The sequence below is a fragment of the Foliimonas ilicis genome, from assembly GCF_039939195.1.
In the GTDB taxonomy this organism is placed as follows: Bacteria; Pseudomonadota; Alphaproteobacteria; order Rhizobiales; family Rhizobiaceae; genus Foliimonas; species Foliimonas ilicis.
Window position 1 is genome coordinate 17,095 of the sequence record NZ_JBDUUH010000020.1, and the last position, 14,040, is coordinate 31,134.

Genomic DNA, 14,040 nt, shown 5'->3' on the forward strand with positions numbered 1-14,040 from the left:
GGGAAACAGGGAGGAACCAACATGACACAGGTAAACGAGACTAAGCTGAATGAACTCGTGGGTCGCGTGCTTGGAGATCTTGGAGGCGCGGTAAGCGTGCCATTGGTGCGGATCGGAGATTCTTTAGGTCTGTACGCCGCCCTCAAGCGGATTGGGCCTGCGAGCGCAGAAGATGTCGCTGCCTCTGCTGACTGCGCGCCTCGTTATGTACGCGAGTGGCTTGCCGCGCAGACAGCATCTGGATACGTCCACCATGACGGCGGCCGGTTCTCGCTGACGCCCGAACAAGCCATGATTTTTGTCGAACCCGACAGCCCGGTCAATCTGATTGGTGCCTTTGACACTGCTGCAGCCATGTTAGAGAACCAGCGGAAAGTCCAGTCATCGTTCAAGAGTGGCAAGGGAGTAGCCTGGGGCGACCAAGCCGGCTGCATGTTCTGCGCGGTCGCGCGAATGTTCAAACCCGGCTATGTCAATGCACTGGTACAGGACTGGCTACCTGCGCTCGACGGAGTAACCGAAAGATTGAAGACGGGCGCAAGGGTCGCCGACGTCGGTTGCGGACATGGCCTTTCAACGATCATCATGGCGAAGGCGTTTCCGAAGTCGCGTTTCACTGGATACGACTTCCATCCGGCCTCGATTGCCGCGGCCACCGCGCATGCCAAAGCACATGATTTGACAAATGTGAGCTTTGAAGTCGGCAAGGCGCAAGATTTTGCAGGATGTGAGTTCGACCTGATCACATGCTTCGACTGCCTGCACGACATGGGAGATCCCGAAGCCGCGGCATCGCATATCAGGAAGGCACTGAGGCCTGGTGGCACGTGGATGGTGGTCGAGCCGATGGCCGGAGACACGCTGGAAGACAACATAAATCCAGTCGGACGGCTCTATTATTCGGCTTCGACGATGATCTGCGTGCCAACGTCGCTGGCGCAGGAAGTCGGGCTGGCACTTGGCGCTCAGGCAGGCGAGAAAAAGCTGGCCGAGGTGATCCGATCTGGCGGCTTCTCCAAAATTCGCAGAGTCGCCGAGACACCTCTCAACATGGTGCTTGAAGCAACGTGAAAATTGATAGCGGCGCACGCGTTGAATCTAAAAGCGAGCGCTTAGGGGTGCAGCACTACACTCTTCACGGTGAAGCGAGAGCGATCTCTTTCAGCAGATCGATGAATGCGCTGGTGCGAACCCCGTTCGGGTTTTGGTTCAAATCTACGGTCTGCACCACGACGAGACGCTTCGACGGCACGATAGCGATAATCTGCCCACCGTAGCCAGAAGCGTAAAAGGCATTCGGACCCCAAGTGTCCTCGGGAAGCGTCCACCACATGTAGCCATAGCCCTGCCGTATCCGCTTCGCCCACGAATAGGCAGACGTTGACTCCCTGATCCACATACTCACCACAAAGAACGCATCTCTCCCCTGACGACGCCTCGCGTTACCAGAGTGCCAGTTGCCCCTTGCTTAGCGCGTTCACCGACTTGAAGCCAAGGGTCTGCTGTTCAGCCGTCCGAGTTTACAGTAATCGGCTTCGACAAGATTGTTGAGGTATTTCACAGGCGGCGCACCGTTTCCTCCGTACATTCGCCCCAAACCATATCTGCGTGGACGCCTCACCGGCTATCATGCGGCAGCGTCAAGCCGGTGCTGTAGGTTCATACCCACCATGACCATCCGTGCTGCGTCTTCCGCTGCGCGGGAAAGCAGCTTTGGTGCGGAAGAAATGGCATCTTCCAGGGAACAAGGCCGGGTGAGGATCGAGGCGAACGCATCGATGCCGTGTTCGAAATTGAGCCGCACACCCTTGCCGATGGTACCGGCGAGCGCGATGACCGGAATACCTGCGCGTTTTGCTCGCTGTGCCACTTCAGCCGGCACTTTGCCGAAGGGTGTCTGGCCGTCGAGGCTGCCTTCCGCGGTGATGACAAGATCGGCCTGCGCGATAAATCGGTCGAGCTCCAGATATTGCATGATGATTTCGTAGCGCGGATGAAGTTTGCCGCCGATAAGGCCGAGGATTGCGGCACCAAGCCCGCCGGATGCGCCGGAACCGGGCGCCATGCCGACATCGAGACCCGTCGTGCGCAGGATTGCTGCAGCGTAGGTGTCCATGGCAGTGGCGAGCAGCTCCACCTGAGCCGGCGTGGCACCCTTCTGTGGCCCGAAAATGCGAGCGACGCCGCGCTCGCCAAGAAGCACATTGTGCCAGTTGACCGCGGCGTCGATGCAAACGTCGTCAAGACGCGGATCGCGGCCGGACATGTCGATGATCGCGAGACGGGCGAGCGATGCCCCGCCGCGGGGCAGTCGGCCGCCTTCCTCATCAAGAAAATGGATACCGAGCGCTTCGGCCATCCCGGCGCCGCCATCGTTGATGCCGCTGTCGCCGCAGCCTAGAAGAATGCGGCGCGCGCCTCGGTCAAGTGCAGCACCAACCAGTTCGCCCACGCCATAACTCGTTGTCAGGCAGGGGTTGCGCCCAGCGCGCGGTACGAGACTGAGGCCTGCGGCTGCGGCCATCTCGATAACGGCGGTCGGCTCGCCGCAACCGCCAAGGAAGCCGAAATGCGACTCGACCGGGTCACCGATGGGGCCAGTCACTGTTAGATTATGCAGTGTGCCGCCGGTCGCCTTGACGAGCGCGTTGGTAAAACCCTCCCCGCCATCGACCATCGGCGCCTTCAGGACAATGGCGTCGGGAAAGGCCCGTTTGACGCCGCTTTCGATGCAATCCGCGGCCTGATCGGCTGACAGACTTTCCTTGAAACCGGAGGGAGCGGCGAGAACCGTGAATGACATGGGGACGTTCCTTTTTACTATTACAATGCTGTGCGAAGAACGGGACAGAACGGCATCTATTCCGGCAGGACAAAAATTTAGCCGATTAAATAAAAAAAGGCCGCACATGGCGGCCTTTTCTCCGTCTGTCAGGCTGTTCAGCGCACGGGTAGGCCCTGCAGCGGCCAGACGAACGTAGCAAAAAGGATGAGCAGCGCGATGAAGGGCACGACCAGCACGCCGGCAAGCCGAAACAGGTCGGTCTGTCCGAAAGGCGGCGGGTCCATCGCGCCAAATAGCGCTACCGGCTTGGCAGACACTATCAGCGTCTGGCAGAAGCCACTCGCCAATGTGACGACCATCACCAAATTGAGCGGGTTAACGCCGAGGGCCGCCAGCGGCAGGACAAGGGCGGGAATGAGAACCGTCGCCCGCGCAGTGCGCGAGGTGATGACAAGGTGCGAGAGCGTTGCCACGAGGGCGGCGAAGCCGATGACGAGCGCGGGCCAGGCCGCGATATTATTACCTGCAAGGCCGATCACCCGTTCGGCCAGCACCTGCGCTGTGCCGGTCTGAAGCAGCGCCTCACCGATGACGAGCGTACCAGCAAGGAAAAGCAAAAGGTTCCATTCCACGGCCTTGAGTGCAGCCTTCAGCGACAGGCCGGAGACCCGTTCGTTGGCCAGCAGCAGAGCGGCGCCGAGACCGATCACCGGCATACCGATGCCATGCAGAGGCTGCATCGCGAAGAGCAGGATCATCGCGCCGGTCACAGCAAGCACGGTCCATTGCTGGCGTGTCAGCGGGGCCGGAGTGGCATTGCTGTTGCGTTTTGTGATCGCCATCGACCGCTCATCACGGGTGAGAAAAAGGCGCAGCAACACGGCGCAGGCGAGCAGTGAGCACAGCAGCGAGAATGGGCCGGCAAGCGCGATCCAACCCATGAAATCGGGGCTGTGCCCACGCATGCGCTCCATCATGCCGGCCGCGACGAGATGAGCGCCGGCGCCGATCAGCGACGCCCCGGCTGAGAGCAGGATGACTGATGGGAAAAGCAGCGCCAGCGCCCGATTGACCCGCGCATTACCGATAGCGGCTGCAAGGCCAAGATAGACCGGAGCCAGCATGGCAGCGCGCGCCGAGGTGGAGGGGATTATGAAGGCAGTGGCGAAGATCAGAAGCGTTAACGTCCAGAACAAACCTTTAACGGTTGCGAGACGGGCAAGAAGCCGGTGGATGATCTGTTCGATCACGCCGACCTGCCGCAGCACGCCGGCAACAATGAAGGCCGCCAGCATCAGCCACACAATATCATTGCCGAGCGAGCGGTAGAGCATCTCCTCGTCGATGGCGCCGAAAACCGGCAGGAGGGCGGCTGCCGCAAGCGCCACGGGCGTATCCGGCAGATCGAGGATAGTCCAGGCGGTGATCGTTGCGACGAAGATGGCGAGCGTCAGCCGCATGTTCATAGTAAGACCGTCGATCGCCAGGAAGATCAGCATGGCGCTGAAGGCGAGCACGATCGTCGCGACGATCTGCTTGACTTGGGCAAGTGGCACGGTGCGCTCCAAAGTTGCGGACGGATCCCCACGCCGGTCGGCGTGGGGTCCGGGAGGGACGATTGCATAAATGGCCAAGATCGGCCTCCTTTCGTGTTTTTCGGGCTGCGGCTCAATCGTCGTCGGACGAGGAATTGGACGAAGAATTCGACGAGGAATTGGAAGAGGAATTGGAGTTTGAGTTGCTCGAAGAGTTTGACGAGCTGTTCGAATTGGAGTTGCTCGACGAATTGGAATTGCTGTTGGAACTCGAATTCGAGTTAGAGTTCGATTTGGAATTCCGCGAGGAATTGGACGAGCTGTTGGAATTGCGGTTCGAGCTCGAGACGCCGCGCCGGTCGTTGTCATCCCGGTCGCGGCTATAGCGCGCTTGGCCCGCCTTGTTGGCGCGCGTCATTTTCTGCAGGAAGCTGCGAACCGGGTCGTCGGCGACGGCTGGCGTGGGTGCTGCGGCACCGACCACCAGAACCGCGCCCAGGATTGCGATGAACTTCTTCATGACGTTTCTCCTTTGGGTGACAGCCTCGTTGGCTGCGATGGAGAAACGGCGGCAGATGATGAATATTCCAACTAAAATAAAATATTTTCAATAGGATAGGTGAAATTAACACCCCATATGAGATCGCCGCCGCTGTAGTGGCAGCGACGCCTAAAAAAGTCGATCCGGCTCGAAAAACTATCGCCGGGCGCGGGCGAAGCGGCGATACCAGCCGTCTGATGCAAGCGTCTTGCGCAGGATCGTCTGACGAACGCCGCCTTCCGCCGGATTTTCGGCGCGGATGTCCGCGTCGAGATCGGATGCATCGCGACGGAAGGGGATAACCTGGACGATCGGCGTGCCGCGTTCCAGCATATGCAGGCCGTCTTCGCCGATTGCGAAGAAGGGGAAGTGGATTTCCGACTGGTAGGTATCGGTATCGACCACGCCAGCGACCACCTCGAAGACGCCGTTCGGCTGGTTCAATGGCGGCACGAAGAGGCAGCTCCAGCCGGGCGGAGTGCTGATGGTCCAGTAATTGTGGAATTTGCACGGCGGCAGTGGCTCCCGCGGATTGCCAGCGACCTGATGACTGGCATGGTTGCTTACAAGCGTACGGTCGAAGTCCCAACCGCAATCGACTGTCTTGCCGCCGTCGGAGATTTCCATTCGCACGCTTGCTGCAAGCCCGATCACCCAGCCCGTAGCCATGGCATCGAGGAAGGGCATGCAGCGTTTTACCGTAAGACCGCTGTTATTGGGCGATATCTGGGCCTCGTCAATGGCCGGCAGCTTTCGAAACCAGTCGGGAAGCGCCGTCTTGGCGCGTACGGGAGCAGGGATCACACCCTCGTCCTCCTTGCGGCAGAGAAAGGTCAACCGAGGCTGCGGTTTTTTCAGAAGGGTGAGTGCCATAGCTGTTCTCCTCATCAATCGATGCAAGAAGAACGGCGATGGACGAAATCTATTCCCGGTGACCGAAAAAATTCGGCAGGGTGCGAATGCCGGTCAGGCAACCCGCAGAGCCGGGACCGGCTCTTATTCACCAGTTCTGCAAGCGGGACTAACGGTCGAGCGCCTTGCGCTCTTCTTCGGCCGAAAGCGGAGCGCCGGCTTGAATCGACGTAAGATAGGCATCAATCGTCTCTTGCGAGGAGGCAGGCACGTAGCCCTCGGCCTGCGGCGTCGTCAGCGCCAGCCGCGTTGTCCAGGTACCGTCCTGGCGGCAGGCGACGGTCAGCGTGCTGCTTGCAGGTTGCTTCAGCTCGTATTCGCGGCAGAGTTCGCCCCGTTCATCGCGGAATGAGGCTACGACATGCAGCACCGCGCGCGAGTTTGCGAGCGCTACGTCCTGGCCGGACGCTTCGCGGTTGAGGGCAGCAGCGATCTCTGCGCTGGAATCCGTCGCAGACGGTTCCATGCGACCCAATGCAAAGCCGGCGGCTCCTGTCAGCACCGCTACGAGACTTGCCGCCACCGGCATGAGCCAGCTTCCCGCCGTCGGACGTATCACTGTTTGCTGCGGGCGGAAGGGCACAACGTTGTCCTGTGCGATCGCCCCCTGGCGCTGCGCATCCTCCGCCATCTTCCGAACCGAAGCAAGCAACGCCTCCGGCACCGGCTCGTCGATCAGCGGTTTCAGCGCATCGCCGACCAGCCGACGGCTGTCGAGGAAGACGGCAAGCCGTTCGGCCAACGCTTCATTGGTCGCGAGCGCCTCTTCCAACGCGAGGCTCCGCGCCTCATCCAGCTCGCCATCGGCAAACGCCATCAATGTCTCGTCGTCGAAATCGTCTTTGCTCATTAAACGCTGCCTTTCACATCGGACGAACGCTTCTCGCCAAAAGTTATTCCCGTCAGCTCAATCAGATTTTTTCTCGCCCGAGCGAGGCGGCTCATCACGGTCCCTATCGGAATCGCGAGAATCTCGGCCGCATCGCGATAGCTGAACTCCTCGACACAGACCAGCACCAGCACTTCGCGCTGCTCGTCCGGTAGCTTCTGGAGGGCGGCCGTGACCTCGGCAAGATCCATCCGGGCATGAGCGGCTGCCTCACCGGAGGGAATGGAGACGTTATGCGCCTCATCGATATTGTCATGCGGACCCGCCGTCTTCAACCGGCGCAGGTGGTCAATCCAAAGATTGCGCAGGATGCGGAACATCCAGGCATCGAACCGGGTGTCTGGCGCAAAACTGTCGGCGGCGAGAATGGCGCGTTCGCAGGCCGCCTGCACCAGATCGTCGGCCAGCTCCCGGGACCGGCAAAGCGAGATCGCGAAGCGTCTGAGGTTCGGCAGAAAGGCCACCAGCCGTTCCGGCACCGTCGGCATGTCATTCGTCATCCGATTTCTTTGGCACGCCATGGAATAAGCTGTCGAGTCAAACGTATCTCAATGCTACGATCCACAGATCCCAATGGAGACTGACTATGCCGAGCCACCTTGCAGCAGTATCCGGGCGCCTTTCCCTATTCATGGCCATGACGATAGCCGGGGTGATCGCGCTGCCTGCCCCGCAAACGGGTTTTGCGCCTGGCATTGCTGTGGCATTCGCCGACGATGACGATGGCGGGGGCGATGATGGGGATGACGATGGCGGCAGCCGTAGCGAGCGCGGCGGTCGCGGAGGCGAGTGGCGTCCCAATATCGGCGGGACCCTGCGCTCGCTGTTCCGCCGGCCATCGCGCGAGGTGCGGCGTGCGCCTGCCCGTCGTGCTGTCGCGGTGCCCGACCGCGCGCCGAACGAGATTGTCGCGACGGGTCTCGACGACAATGCCATTACCGAACTGACACAGGACGGTTTCGTCATCGACGATCGGATCGAGATAGCGCTCATCGGCGGCGAAATGGTTCGCCTCACCGTTCCCCCGGGCATGACACTCGATGCGGCACGCGCTGCCGTCTCGACCATCCGTGCTTCGGCGACAGTGGACTTTAACCATTTTTACCAGCCGCAGGCCGCAGAAAAATCCACTTGCATGCGTGAAGACTGCGCGCTGTTGCGCCATATGGTCGGCTGGCCGAACGGCGATGCCGGTCACATAGCCTGCCTGAAGCCGCAGCGCATCGGCCTCATCGACACGGCGATCAATGCCGAGCATGCGGTTCTGGCGAATGCCCGGCTGGAGGTTCTGGATCTTGGTGAAGGAATAGACGCACCTTCCGGCGAGCAGCACGGTACGGCGGTCGCCGCCCTTCTGGTCGGCGCGCCGGACAGCCGCGTGCCGGGCCTGCTGCCAGGCACTGAACTTGTCGCTGTCGATGCCTTTCAGCGCTTTCGCAAGTCCACCGACATTGCCAATGTCTACGATCTCGTGCGTGCGCTCGACCTACTGATCGGACGGGACATCAAGGTCGTTAACCTAAGCCTGACCGGGCCGGAAAACCAGGTGTTGGAGCGGGCCGTGCGGGCAGCCGTCAGCCGCGGAACGATCCTCATCGCGGCGGCTGGCAATGACGGGCCGAATGCCAAGCCAGTCTATCCAGCAGCCTACCAGGATGTGATTGCCGTTACGGCGGTCGACAAGGCTCGCAACCCCTATCGCCGCGCGGTGCAGGGCGACCACATCGATATCGCAGCACCAGGCGTCGGCGTGTGGACTGCGGCCTCGATCTCTGGCGCCAGACAGAAAAGCGGCACTTCTTTCGCCGCCCCCTTTGTGACCGCCGCAGTCTCGATCCTGCTTGCCGCCAGGCCAGGCCTTTCGTTGGCCGAGGTAGAGGCGGAACTGATGAAATCCGCAGACGACATCGGCAAGCCCGGCAGGGACCCAATCTACGGATGGGGGCTTCTCAATGCGCGCAAACTCTGCCAACAAATATAGAGATTCCGTACTAAGGGATGCTGATGGCCGTTATCCTGCCGCACGGCTTGCTGTTCAGAGGCGGGGCGGAGGAACGCATCCGCACGAAGCCCTTGAAGGACAGTCACATCGACACGGTCATCGGCCTTCCCGCGAACCTGTTCTATTCGACCGGCATGCCGGCCTGCATTCTTGTGCTGAAGAAATGTAAGAAACCGGATGACGTGCTCCTCATCAACGCAGCGGAGCACTTTGCGAAGGGCAAACGCCAGAACCAGCCCACGGACGAGCATATCGAGAAGATCATCGAGATATACCAGTTCTGCAAAGAGGAGGTCCGCTATTCCAAGCTCGTGAAGCATGGAGCGCATCGCTGAGGAGGGCTACAACCTCAACATCTTTCGCTACATTAGCACTGCCGTGGGCGAGGAAAACGACTTGCCAAGTCTTACTGTTAGACCGTGGCGGCTTTAACCGCCTAAAAGATTGCGCATTGTGCGCATGAATACCCTCGATCCAATCGGGATTAGATCGTCCGGAAAATCATAATCTGGATTGTGCAACGCGGGGTGTCGCTCCCCTGCACCCAGAAAAAACATCGCTGATGCTGCGTTGTGACCGAATACGCCAAAGTCTTCTGAAGCGCGCATCGGCAAATTGTCTTCGCTGTGCAGGATGCCCTCTTCATCGAGAGCTCGTCGAAGATGCTTCACGGCTTCCGGTTGGTTGACGCTGGCAACAAAGATCTCATGATAGTCGTATTGGGGTGAAAGACGATGGTCGGTGGCAATCTGTGTGACCAGTGCTTCGGCTGAGGCGCATAAATTTGCCATGTGGTCGTCGCGCCGGGTACGCAGTGTCGCCCAGACCTCCGCAACGCCGGGTGCAATGCCGAAGACAGCTTCGCCCATCGTGACATGGGTAACGGTGACCATGCCGAAATCGTCGTTGGCAAACGTTCCATTCCCAAGTTCAGTTAGCATTGGCATCAACCGGCTCACTGCCAACATTGGCGATATACCAGTTTCCGGCATGGACGAATGCGCGGTCTTTCCGTTCAAAACGATGCGCATGCCGCGTGAAGCACAGTTCACCACGCCAGTTTTGAGGCGCACCTCGCCGAATGGCACGCCTGGCAGATTATGTAATGAGAAAGCAAAATCTGGTGCGATCTCGCCGAAGCGCGGATCCGCTACGACACCAGCTGCGCCGTTGCCAGTTTCTTCCGCTGGCTGAAACATCAATACGACGCGGCCTCGCGCGGGCCTCTTACGCCCAAGCTGCCGGCCAAGCGCGGCAAGGATCGCGGTGTGCCCTTCATGGCCACACATATGCGACTTGCCCGGCACGAGTGAGGAGTGCGGCACGTCCGAAAGTTCGTGGATCGGCAGCGCATCAAGTTCCGACCGGAACATAACCGTCGGCCCCGTCTTGCCGCTATCGTAGATTACTGCAACACCGTGCCCGCCCAGTCCAGTCAGAACTTGGTCAGCTCCTGTATCCGCGAGGAAGTCGACGACTTCGCTCGCTGTAACCTCTTCTTCATTTGAAATCTCTGGATGCTGATGAAGCTTGCGCCGCCATGCCGTAAGCTCGACAACATCTTGATTGGTCAGGGTCACGTTATATCTCCGGGCGTGCAACAATCTTTATAACATGCGCGATTTTCATGGCCATCGCTGGAACCTCCAACCTATCGCCGTTTCAGGGATAGCGTCGATGGCAAAGCGATCTATGGGCTTCGCACCGCCCGTGATGATCATCGGTATCTGAATCCTATAGCGTTGCAAAATCCGACATCGTGCCCAAGGTAGAAAATCGCTTGCACAAAGCCTGGAACAATCGGGCGGTACCTAACATGTGCCGAGTACGCGTACTGAACAACCCGCACGCGTTTGAAACGTCACGGATCGTCCCCTGCTCTTAAGGGCGGCCTGCCCTGCCCGAGGAACCGCTCTCTGAGCCGGGTAACCTTGGAGAGTACTGCGTTTCCATCACGTCGAAGGAGCTCCATGCGCTAGAACTCGCAAGCCCTTGGCCCTACCCTCCAAATAGATCGTAATTGCCATTGCTCAAGCCAGAGCTCCCGCCCCCATGGCGTCTCAAAGCCGGAAAAGATCTAACAGCAATCATCTGCGCATGTTCCTGTCGGTCAATCATCGCCCGCGACTGTTTCGGCAAAACACCTGGCGAGCTTTTCAGGTGCACCGAGCTTCCTGGCCCAGCGTACCAGTTCGGGTTTTTCCGACGGCTCGGCGTAGCCGCCCCAAACATCACGATACTGCTTCTTTCCGTGGACTGCCTGGAAGAACATCACGCCGTCCTCGGCGATGGGTATCGAGACATAGGCAGCGCTCCAGTCGCCACTTTCCATAATAGCTTGGAACTCTACCTGCGCCGGCTTGACCTTGTTCTCTACCGCCGCGGCGACCAAGGGAGCATATGCCTGCTCGTGGGCTTTCGTCAGCTCAACCTGCACGCCCTCGCAAGCCTTGATCGCAGCGAAAGCGGGCGCGAGCATCATCCCCAGTCCCGCAAGACCGCCCAGACCTATTGTTGTCCGTCGCCGGGCTACACTGTTAAATACAACCATGATTTGGTTATTCTCCTTATTGGGCGTTTACGAGTCGTCGTCATCGGGGTTATCGACCTCGCAGCTGACACCGTGACAGCCTTGGTAGTTGCCTTGCGTATCGAAGTTGGGATTGCCGTCTTTGTCAATTGCGGCCAGTCACCGATGCTTTGATCCCCATTGTCGTCATCAAGAGCGTCGACTTTACACCCTATTCCGTGACAGCCTATATAATAGCGGTCGCGCATTTCGAAGTTGGGATTGCCGTTCCCGTCATATTGGGGTCTGTTGTCAATGCTTTGATCGTCGGTGGTGCAACCGGTGAGGACGATTCGCTCATTGAAATCCAGCTTATCACCTGCGACACCCCTCGTTTCCGGCGTGGACTGATCGGGCTCAAGGCTGTCCTGGGCAAGCGAAACATGGTCGCCCTGCTTCTCGATAATACAGGGAAAGCAACAACAGCGAGGAAGTCGAAGGAATCTCGCATGGCGTGATCCGTGTTGAAATGTCGCTCCAGGATTACGGGGCGGTGCGCCGGCGCATCGAGGTCAGCAAGATGCGCGGCGTACTGATAAGCGATGGTTACCAGAAGGAAGGGCATGATTGGGATCGCTGTATGCGAACGGCGCAAGGACTATACCTTTTCAGCCCCGAAGTCTCGCGTCGAAGGGGCTTCGGCTCGCTTTGTAAGCTCCGCATTCCAATGTCGCCTAAAACCAGCGACCCAACCGCTAACCGACCAACATGGTCCTAGAACATGGAAAATCGAATAACCTTGATCACGCTCGGGGTTGCCGATCTCGACAGATCGATCCGGTTTTATGAGGATGGATTGAAACTGCCGCGGCACGCTTTTGATGGCGACAAGATCGCCTTCTTTCGCCTCCAGGCCAATCAGATGCTAGCGCTCTTTCCCATTGATGCGCTGGCGGACGACGCTTGCCTGCCACGGCCAACTGACGACAGCGCGTTCCGCGGCATCACCCTCGCACACAATGTCGGCTCCAAGGATCAGGTTGACACCATTCTGGAAGAGGCCCGCACCGCCGGTGCGCGAGTACTAAAGCCTGGGCAGGAGCCTCCCTGGGGCGGCTGGTCGGCATATTTCTCCGATCCAGACAATCATGTCTGGGAACTCGCTTGGCAGCCCAACCTGCCGTTTTAGCGACAAGGCAAATGACTGCGCTATATTTCAGCGGATGATGACTGGGTGGCTGTTTGGCGTAGAAAGAGACTGGCACGTTCTGGACTCCTACTATGAATAGCGGCCATTTTCGAAAGCCGTTGTTTAGGGCGGGATTGACGAGCGTATAAGATAAGGACGATGAAACCTGAATTCATAACCAGCATCTATCGACGGTATCGGCTCGCTTTTCTTGACGCCGCTACCGCGCTCGTCGCCCCTGAGCGTCGTCCCTTGCGCCTATGATGTCTGTCTTTCCGTAGCTGCGAGCGTTGCTTCTGGCAGGCAAGTGAACCAGTGTGCAGCAGGTTCGTTAGCTATTATTGCAGTCCCGCCACACTTCATTTGCTCCGAAGAAGGTTTAACAATGCTGATCCGTTACGGCTATGAGATCACTCTGACTTGTCAATATCCGACCGCCTTGGTCTGCCTGCTATCGATCCACGAGGATCGCACCGCAGATTTGGTGGTTCCGGAAACCGTAGCCACGACGCCCAATGTATCTACATCAAATTACCACGATCTTTTTGACAACAAATGCCTTCGCCTTGTCGCACCCGTAGGAGACCTTTCAATCTGGGGCGATGCCACGATCAGGGATAGCGGCCAATTGGATCGAGCGGTGCCGGAAGCTCGGGAATACTCGGTGCCCGAGCTACCTGATGATTGCCTATTATATCTTATGGGCAGCCGCTATTGCGAAACTGATCGTTTGAGCCAGACAGCATGGGACATGTTCGGCACCACATCACCTGGCTGGGGAAGAGTGCAGGCGATCTGTGACTTCGTTCACAACCACCTCAAGTTCGACTACATGCAGGCAAGATCGACGCGAACGGCATTCGAAGCTTTTAATGAGCGTATCGGCGTGTGCCGTGATTTTGCACATCTCGCAGTCACATTCTGCCGATGCCTCAACATCCCGGCGCGTTACGTCAACGGTCATCTCGGCGACATCGGCGTCCAAGTTATCGATCCAATGGATTTCAGCGCGTGGATGGAGGTTTATCTCGATGGCGAGTGGCATACCTTCGATCCGCGCAATAACATGCCGCGAATTGGCCGGATCGTGATTTCAAGGGGACGCGACGCAGCAGACATTCCACTTATCAACTCGTTCGGCCCCCATGTCCTAAAATCATTCCGGGTATGGACCTACGAAGTGCCGGACCCAGTCGGCCTTTGATATTATGCGGTACGAACCGATTTCCCAGGATGCAGCTTCCACGCGCATTCCGTCAGCCTCAAAACGTGCAATGAGTGATGCGCTGACCGTGGTTTGAACTACTAGCACGTCGATCTTGCTACAATCGGCAACCTTGTAAGGCGCGACCGTGCCAATTTTGTCCGTGGTGGCTGGCACGACAATTCGACCGCTTTGCTCAATCATGCAGCGCTTCAGCTCGGCTTCTTCAGCATCCAGAGATGTAATGCCGATCTCACTGTCTATACCGCATGTGCCGAGCACGAAAACATCAGCGTACACTCGCTGGGCATCTCTGATTGTCTGCCCGCCAAGACATGATCTTCTGAGCCAAGCGTGACACACATGATCTCTTATTCGTTTTGAAGACCCGTCGGATTGGTCCGGAGGTCAGCAGACATTAATCTTAATCGCCTTTTCCATCGCCAGCGGCCCTACTCATGCCGCTGACTTAAC

Annotated in this window: 16 protein-coding genes and 1 pseudogene; 8 read left to right on the forward strand and 9 right to left on the reverse strand. The window is 58.5% G+C overall.

Features of this window, described 5'->3' with window-relative positions:
- Nucleotides 1-21: 21 nt before the first annotated feature.
- Nucleotides 22-1,071 carry a methyltransferase domain-containing protein gene (locus ABFT80_RS27585; protein WP_347975152.1) on the forward strand — a complete coding sequence of 350 codons (1,050 nt, stop codon included), beginning with the start codon at nt 22-24 and terminating at the stop codon, nt 1,069-1,071.
- 64 nt (nt 1,072-1,135) lie between these two features.
- On the opposite strand, the gene ABFT80_RS27590 is transcribed toward ABFT80_RS27585, so the two are convergent.
- From ABFT80_RS27590 to ABFT80_RS27600, 3 genes are all read right to left on the reverse strand, one after another.
- Nucleotides 1,136-1,405, reverse strand: a complete 270-nt coding sequence (locus ABFT80_RS27590) for a hypothetical protein (RefSeq protein ID WP_347975153.1) — start codon at nt 1,403-1,405, stop codon at nt 1,136-1,138.
- 222 nt (nt 1,406-1,627) lie between these two features.
- Entirely contained in the window at nt 1,628-2,803 is a 1,176-nt protein-coding gene (locus ABFT80_RS27595) for a glycerate kinase family protein (protein WP_347975154.1), read from the reverse strand.
- Nucleotides 2,804-2,940: 137 nt separating this feature from the next.
- A complete protein-coding gene (locus tag ABFT80_RS27600; protein WP_347975155.1) occupies nt 2,941-4,341 on the reverse strand; it encodes an SLC13 family permease in 1,401 nt (466 codons plus the stop codon).
- A 134-nt stretch (nt 4,342-4,475) separates the two neighbouring features.
- Between ABFT80_RS27600 and ABFT80_RS27605 the strand changes: the two genes are divergently transcribed.
- Together ABFT80_RS27605 and ABFT80_RS27610 are read left to right on the forward strand one after the other, a co-directional pair.
- Nucleotides 4,476-4,706: a hypothetical protein gene (locus ABFT80_RS27605; RefSeq protein WP_347975156.1), complete on the forward strand. Its 231-nt coding sequence runs from the start codon at nt 4,476-4,478 to the stop codon at nt 4,704-4,706.
- 5 nt (nt 4,707-4,711) lie between these two features.
- Nucleotides 4,712-4,915: a hypothetical protein gene (locus ABFT80_RS27610; RefSeq protein WP_347975157.1), complete on the forward strand. Its 204-nt coding sequence runs from the start codon at nt 4,712-4,714 to the stop codon at nt 4,913-4,915.
- A gap of 102 nt (nt 4,916-5,017) precedes the next feature.
- Here the strand turns inward: ABFT80_RS27610 and ABFT80_RS27615 are convergent, their stop codons facing one another.
- The 3 genes from ABFT80_RS27615 to ABFT80_RS27625 form a co-directional block, all read right to left on the reverse strand.
- On the reverse strand, nt 5,018-5,734 hold the full coding sequence (locus tag ABFT80_RS27615; RefSeq protein ID WP_347975158.1) for a DUF6065 family protein: 717 nt from the start codon (nt 5,732-5,734) through the stop codon (nt 5,018-5,020).
- Nucleotides 5,735-5,882: 148 nt separating this feature from the next.
- Complete coding sequence (locus tag ABFT80_RS27620) at nt 5,883-6,623, reverse strand: anti-sigma factor family protein (protein ID WP_347975159.1); 741 nt, start codon at nt 6,621-6,623, stop codon at nt 5,883-5,885.
- Nucleotides 6,623-7,162, reverse strand: coding sequence for an RNA polymerase sigma factor (locus ABFT80_RS27625; RefSeq protein WP_347975160.1), 540 nt, complete (start codon nt 7,160-7,162; stop codon nt 6,623-6,625). Before ABFT80_RS27625 ends, ABFT80_RS27620 begins: the two co-directional genes overlap by 1 nt.
- An 86-nt stretch (nt 7,163-7,248) precedes the next feature.
- On the opposite strand from ABFT80_RS27625, the gene ABFT80_RS27630 reads away from it, so the two are divergent.
- Both ABFT80_RS27630 and ABFT80_RS27635 read left to right on the forward strand, forming a co-directional pair.
- Entirely contained in the window at nt 7,249-8,643 is a 1,395-nt protein-coding gene (locus ABFT80_RS27630; protein ID WP_347975161.1) for a S8 family serine peptidase, read from the forward strand.
- A 23-nt stretch (nt 8,644-8,666) separates the two neighbouring features.
- Entirely contained in the window at nt 8,667-8,999 is a 333-nt protein-coding gene (locus ABFT80_RS27635; protein ID WP_347975162.1) for an N-6 DNA methylase, read from the forward strand.
- Nucleotides 9,000-9,092: 93 nt separating this feature from the next.
- Here ABFT80_RS27635 and ABFT80_RS27640 read toward each other — a convergent pair whose 3' ends face one another.
- A complete protein-coding gene (locus ABFT80_RS27640; protein ID WP_347975163.1) occupies nt 9,093-10,244 on the reverse strand; it encodes an amidohydrolase in 1,152 nt (383 codons plus the stop codon).
- Nucleotides 10,245-10,774: 530 nt separating this feature from the next.
- Nucleotides 10,775-11,146: a hypothetical protein gene (locus ABFT80_RS27645; RefSeq protein WP_347975164.1), complete on the reverse strand. Its 372-nt coding sequence runs from the start codon at nt 11,144-11,146 to the stop codon at nt 10,775-10,777.
- Nucleotides 11,147-11,523: 377 nt separating this feature from the next.
- Between ABFT80_RS27645 and ABFT80_RS27650 the strand changes: the two are divergent.
- The 3 genes and pseudogenes from ABFT80_RS27650 to ABFT80_RS27660 all read left to right on the forward strand — a co-directional run.
- Nucleotides 11,524-11,843 (forward strand): annotated as a pseudogene (locus ABFT80_RS27650) (ATPase domain-containing protein); the annotation flags it as partial.
- A gap of 129 nt (nt 11,844-11,972) precedes the next feature.
- Nucleotides 11,973-12,362 (forward strand): VOC family protein, encoded by a 390-nt coding sequence (locus ABFT80_RS27655; protein ID WP_347975165.1) that lies wholly within the window; start codon nt 11,973-11,975, stop codon nt 12,360-12,362.
- A gap of 385 nt (nt 12,363-12,747) precedes the next feature.
- Complete coding sequence (locus ABFT80_RS27660; protein ID WP_347975166.1) at nt 12,748-13,566, forward strand: transglutaminase-like domain-containing protein; 819 nt, start codon at nt 12,748-12,750, stop codon at nt 13,564-13,566.
- Here the strand turns inward: ABFT80_RS27660 and ABFT80_RS27665 are convergent.
- Entirely contained in the window at nt 13,519-13,929 is a 411-nt protein-coding gene (locus tag ABFT80_RS27665; protein WP_347975167.1) for a DeoR/GlpR family DNA-binding transcription regulator, read from the reverse strand. The two genes, ABFT80_RS27660 and ABFT80_RS27665, sit on opposite strands and share 48 nt — an antisense overlap.
- Between the last annotated feature and the right edge of the window lie 111 nt (nt 13,930-14,040).